Annotated in this window: 5 protein-coding genes; 3 read left to right on the top strand and 2 right to left on the bottom strand. The window is 43.4% G+C overall.

Going from position 1 to position 3,937, the window contains the following annotated elements; translation table 11 throughout:
• Positions 1-254: hypothetical protein (locus tag VIP81_RS22000; protein ID WP_331966399.1), on the top strand; the 254-nt coding region annotated here is incomplete at its 5' end.
• A gap of 28 nt (positions 255-282) precedes the next feature.
• Here VIP81_RS22000 and VIP81_RS21995 read toward each other — a convergent pair.
• A complete protein-coding gene (locus VIP81_RS21995; protein WP_331966396.1) occupies positions 283-876 on the bottom strand; it encodes an HPP family protein in 594 nt (197 codons plus the stop codon).
• Between the two features lie 77 nt (positions 877-953).
• A complete protein-coding gene (locus VIP81_RS21990) occupies positions 954-2,381 on the bottom strand; it encodes a PLP-dependent aminotransferase family protein (RefSeq protein ID WP_331966393.1) in 1,428 nt (475 codons plus the stop codon).
• An 84-nt stretch (positions 2,382-2,465) separates the two neighbouring features.
• On the opposite strand from VIP81_RS21990, the gene VIP81_RS21985 reads away from it, so the two are divergent.
• Positions 2,466-2,933 carry a cupin domain-containing protein gene (locus tag VIP81_RS21985; protein ID WP_331966390.1) on the top strand — a complete coding sequence of 156 codons (468 nt, stop codon included), beginning with the start codon at positions 2,466-2,468 and terminating at the stop codon, positions 2,931-2,933.
• Between the two features lie 27 nt (positions 2,934-2,960).
• The gene (locus VIP81_RS21980; protein ID WP_331966387.1) at positions 2,961-3,845 is read left to right on the top strand and encodes a dihydrodipicolinate synthase family protein; all 885 of its coding nucleotides are present in this window, start codon (positions 2,961-2,963) and stop codon (positions 3,843-3,845) included.
• The last annotated feature ends 92 nt before the right edge of the window (positions 3,846-3,937 follow it).

Genomic DNA, 3,937 nt, shown 5'->3' with positions numbered 1-3,937 from the left:
TTGGCGTAGAAACGGTGGGAGGGTACTATGGTCACAACGGTCATATGGCCGTGATCTATGAGCTACCTCATTCAAAAATAAAAACGAAATTCTCTATCGTGTATGTGGACCAGGATGCGCCTGTAAAGCTGGACCAGCCGGTCGGCAGGGGCATTATTCCTGATCATACGGTATGGCCTTCTTTCAATGACTTTATGGAAAATCGCGATACACAAATGGAATATGTGTTGAAGTTGATTGCGGATGAGGGATGATAGTTTTAAAAGTGTTAAGAAGTCATACTCATCTGTGAGATATACGCCGGTATCTTCGCCGAACCAGGTACCATTTCTTATTATTCGGATATTGGCGATGGCTTGTTCTGTTATTGAAAAATATAGCAACAGCCAATAAGATAACTGCTCCGGAAAGTACAGGACTCAAAACATACAGGTATCCCAAAGCATGAATCTTGGGAGAACCTATATTGGCAATCAAAGCCGTGGCTCCTCCGGGAGGGTGGAGCGTTTTGGTGATCTGCATCAAAACAATAGAGATGGACACCGATAAAGCAGATGACAGCCAAACTTGTCCGGGCAGCAATTTATAAATGCTTACACCAACTATAGCACAGACAACATGTCCGCCTATCAGATTCCGGGGCTGCGCCAACGGACTGTTAATAATCCCGTAGATCAGGACAGAAGAGGCGCCGAAAGAACCTATTAAAAATAAATTATCGGAAGCGGTGAAATATTGGCTGCTAAGAAGTCCTATTAACCCTATGCCAAAAAAAGAACCTAAGAAGGTCCAAAGGTGTTCTTTAAAATCAATCAAAGTTTCTTTGTAAACAATGTAACGGGCAGCTCTTAAGTGTCGGTGTATTCTCTTTCTCATCAAAAAAAGGAAAATTTATCAGTCAAAAATTTTGTTGGCCATTCCGGTGGGTAAGACCTTTTGTTTATTTATAAGTGCTAGTCTAAATATTTCGAGAGTGCAATGATGCCTTCTTCCAGCTCGCGCTGAGAAAGTGAGCCATAACCCACGCGTAACCCGTTTACATTTGTACCAAAACTATAGTTATCAGGCGTCGTGATTTTGATGCCTTTGCGTTGAAGCTTTTCGGAAATGATCGCCCAATCCGGCTGTTTCTTTGGTACAATCCAGTAGGCCAGTCCTCCGTCAGGAATATGAAAGGTGGCTTTGTCTTTTAAATATTTATCCAACAATACCGCCGTAAAATCACGTTTGTCTTTATAATGGGCGGTCGCCTTTTTGATATGACGTTTGATGGTGCCATCTTTTATGAGCTGAAGAACTGCCTGCTCCATAATACTATCGCCCTGTACGTCGATTATTTTACGAAGTGCTCCGATTTTTTCGATCAGCGAAGTATCTCTGGATGCAAGGTATCCGATACGTAATGCCGGAGCAACCACCTTACTCATCGTACCGATATACACATAATGTTGCAATTCCCGGAAACTGGATAGTGGCAATATAGGCCGGTAACCAAAATGAAATTCGTTGTCGTAATCATCTTCAATAATTGTAAACTGATGTTCGTTCGACAATTTAATTAACGCCAGTCTGCGCGACAGACTAAGAGTGACGGTAGTGGGATATTGTCTGTGGGGCGTAACATATATTGCCTTCACCCGGTTTTTGTATCGCTTCAAACAGGCACTTACTTCTTCTATTAGCAAGCCGTCCTGATCAACGTTGATAGGTAACAGTTGAGCGCCGGTGCTTTCTATCGCCTTCCAGGCGGGTTTATAGCCAGGATTTTCCACCATCACCAGGTCTCCCTTTGTAAATAGGCACTGAGCCGTCAGATAGGTAGCCATCTGGCTTCCGCGTGTAACACATATATGATGGGTATCCACCTGCATTCCCCGCTGATGATTCAATAGTTGAGCCACCTGTTTGCGAAATTCATCGTTGCCGAATTCACTTCCATAGCCCATCATCTGCCATTTCCCCTTCAAATTGAATATTTGCCGATATGCCCTTGCGAGTGCAGTAATGGGGGCCATCTTACTGTCAGGATGCCCATCATCAAATTCGATATGATACCGTTTTTGAATCGTCCCCTTCTTTTCCCCGATAGCTGCGGTAGCTTTTTGTTCTTTGTTAAAGGCCGGTAAAGTATCCGCAACAAAAGTCCCCTGTCGTTCTTTAGTAGTTAGCCAACCTTCATTGTTAAGTACTTGCAGGGCTTCTACAATTGTATTGCGGTTGACGTTGAGTAACTGAGAAAGATGCCTGCTGCCAGGCAATGCAACGCCGGGTTTTAACCGGCCTGAATGAATGTCTTTGACTATAGCATCGGCGATCTGCAGATATATGGCCTTATCCGAATCATTATTTAATTGAATTTTTATTTCCCATGGTCTTAACATCTGGACTACCTGTTTTTATTGAAACTGTATCAGTAAGCTGGTCCAAAGTTAAGATACTTTTGTATGGAAATAAAAAATACAAGTATGTTAAACGCAGAAGAAAAAAAACAATTTAGTTCAAAAGACTTCCACCAGACTTTTGCCAGGCCCACATTTGTAAAGCCTTCTCACGTTATTCATAAAAATGTAGAGCAGGCGGGCGTACACCATCAATTTTCAGCAGAAAGAAAGCATCCGGTGTTCTTTGTAGACTTACCCAGTAAAAATGTAAGTATGACCATTGGTGGATTACTACCGGGGCAGTTGACCAATCGTCATCGCCATACTTATGAAACGGTACTGTATGTCATTGAAGGCAAAGGTTGGACTGAGATCGAAGAAGAGCGTGTAGAATGGGAAGCCGGTGATGCCGTTTATATTCCCTCCTGGGCATGGCACAGGCATCAAAATCTGAGCGATACGCACAACGCTAAATACATTGCTTGTGAGAATGCGCCACAGCTACAACATCTCGGCGTTGCCTTACGGGAAGAAGAAGGACGGGATCTGTAAAACTTTTTTCATTTGTAAAAATAAAATATGACTACACCACTCTTTAAGGGAATTATCGCCTATCCCATCACACCGTTTGATCATAATGACAAAGTAAATATTCCGTTGTTTCGGAAGCAGGTAGAAAGATTGGTCGTATCCGGGGCGCACGGTATTGCGCCATTAGGAAGTACAGGTGTGATGCCCTACATGAGCGATGAAGAAAAAGAAGCGGTAACTGAGGCCGCCATTCAACAGGTAGGCAAACGTGTTCTTACACTGGTAGGCGTATCCAATCTGACAACGGAGCGGACTATTTATCATGCTGAATTTGCGGAAAAGGCCGGTGCGACGGCTGTAATGATTATCCCAATGAGCTATTGGAAACTGACAGATGATGAGATTGTAAAACATTATGATGCCGTTGCCTCCAGGATTTCTATTCCCATTATGGCATATAATAATCCGGCTACGGGCGGTGTGGATATGTCACCCGTGCTACTAAAACGCCTGTTGCAAATTCCCAATGTTACCATGATAAAAGAAAGTACGGGAGACGTGCAACGCATGCATTATCTTAGAAAGGAATTGGGAAATGACGTGGCTTTTTATAATGGATCCAATCCATTGGCGTTGGCCGCCTTTGCCGCCGGTGCTGCCGGCTGGTGTACGGCAGCTCCTAATCTGATACCAGCATTGACACTGGCACTATATGAGGCGATTCAGCGGAACGATTTAAATAAAGCAAGAGAGGTATTTTACCAACAGCTCGATTTACTCAAATTCATTGTCGCCAGGGGATTACCACGAGCTATTAAAAAGGGGTTAGAGTTGCTGGGCGAAGATGGCGGAGAATTGAGAAGTCCGCTGCAATCACTGAGCGATAGTGACACGGCGGAATTAGAAGGTATTTTATCGGCACTTGGTAAATGAACGATGAGGATATTAAGCAAAAAGCCGGAGATCTTATCTCGGGCTTTTTGCCTGGTTATAAAAAATTAAACTTCGGAGTTGGAATATTAGAA

Source organism: Chitinophaga sp. (assembly GCF_036566945.1).
Lineage (GTDB): Bacteria > Bacteroidota > Bacteroidia > Chitinophagales > Chitinophagaceae > Chitinophaga.
The sequence above is the reverse complement of the archived record's forward strand: the minus strand, read 5'-3'. Positions and strand labels throughout refer to the sequence as shown.

Coding starts and splice junctions, on each gene's coding strand:
- VIP81_RS21995 (WP_331966396.1), bottom strand. CDS start 876: ATGAGAAAGAGAATACACCGACACTTAAGAGCTGCCCGTTACATTGTT.
- VIP81_RS21990 (WP_331966393.1), bottom strand. CDS start 2,381: ATGTTAAGACCATGGGAAATAAAAATTCAATTAAATAATGATTCGGAT.
- VIP81_RS21985 (WP_331966390.1), top strand. CDS start 2,466: ATGTTAAACGCAGAAGAAAAAAAACAATTTAGTTCAAAAGACTTCCAC.
- VIP81_RS21980 (WP_331966387.1), top strand. CDS start 2,961: ATGACTACACCACTCTTTAAGGGAATTATCGCCTATCCCATCACACCG.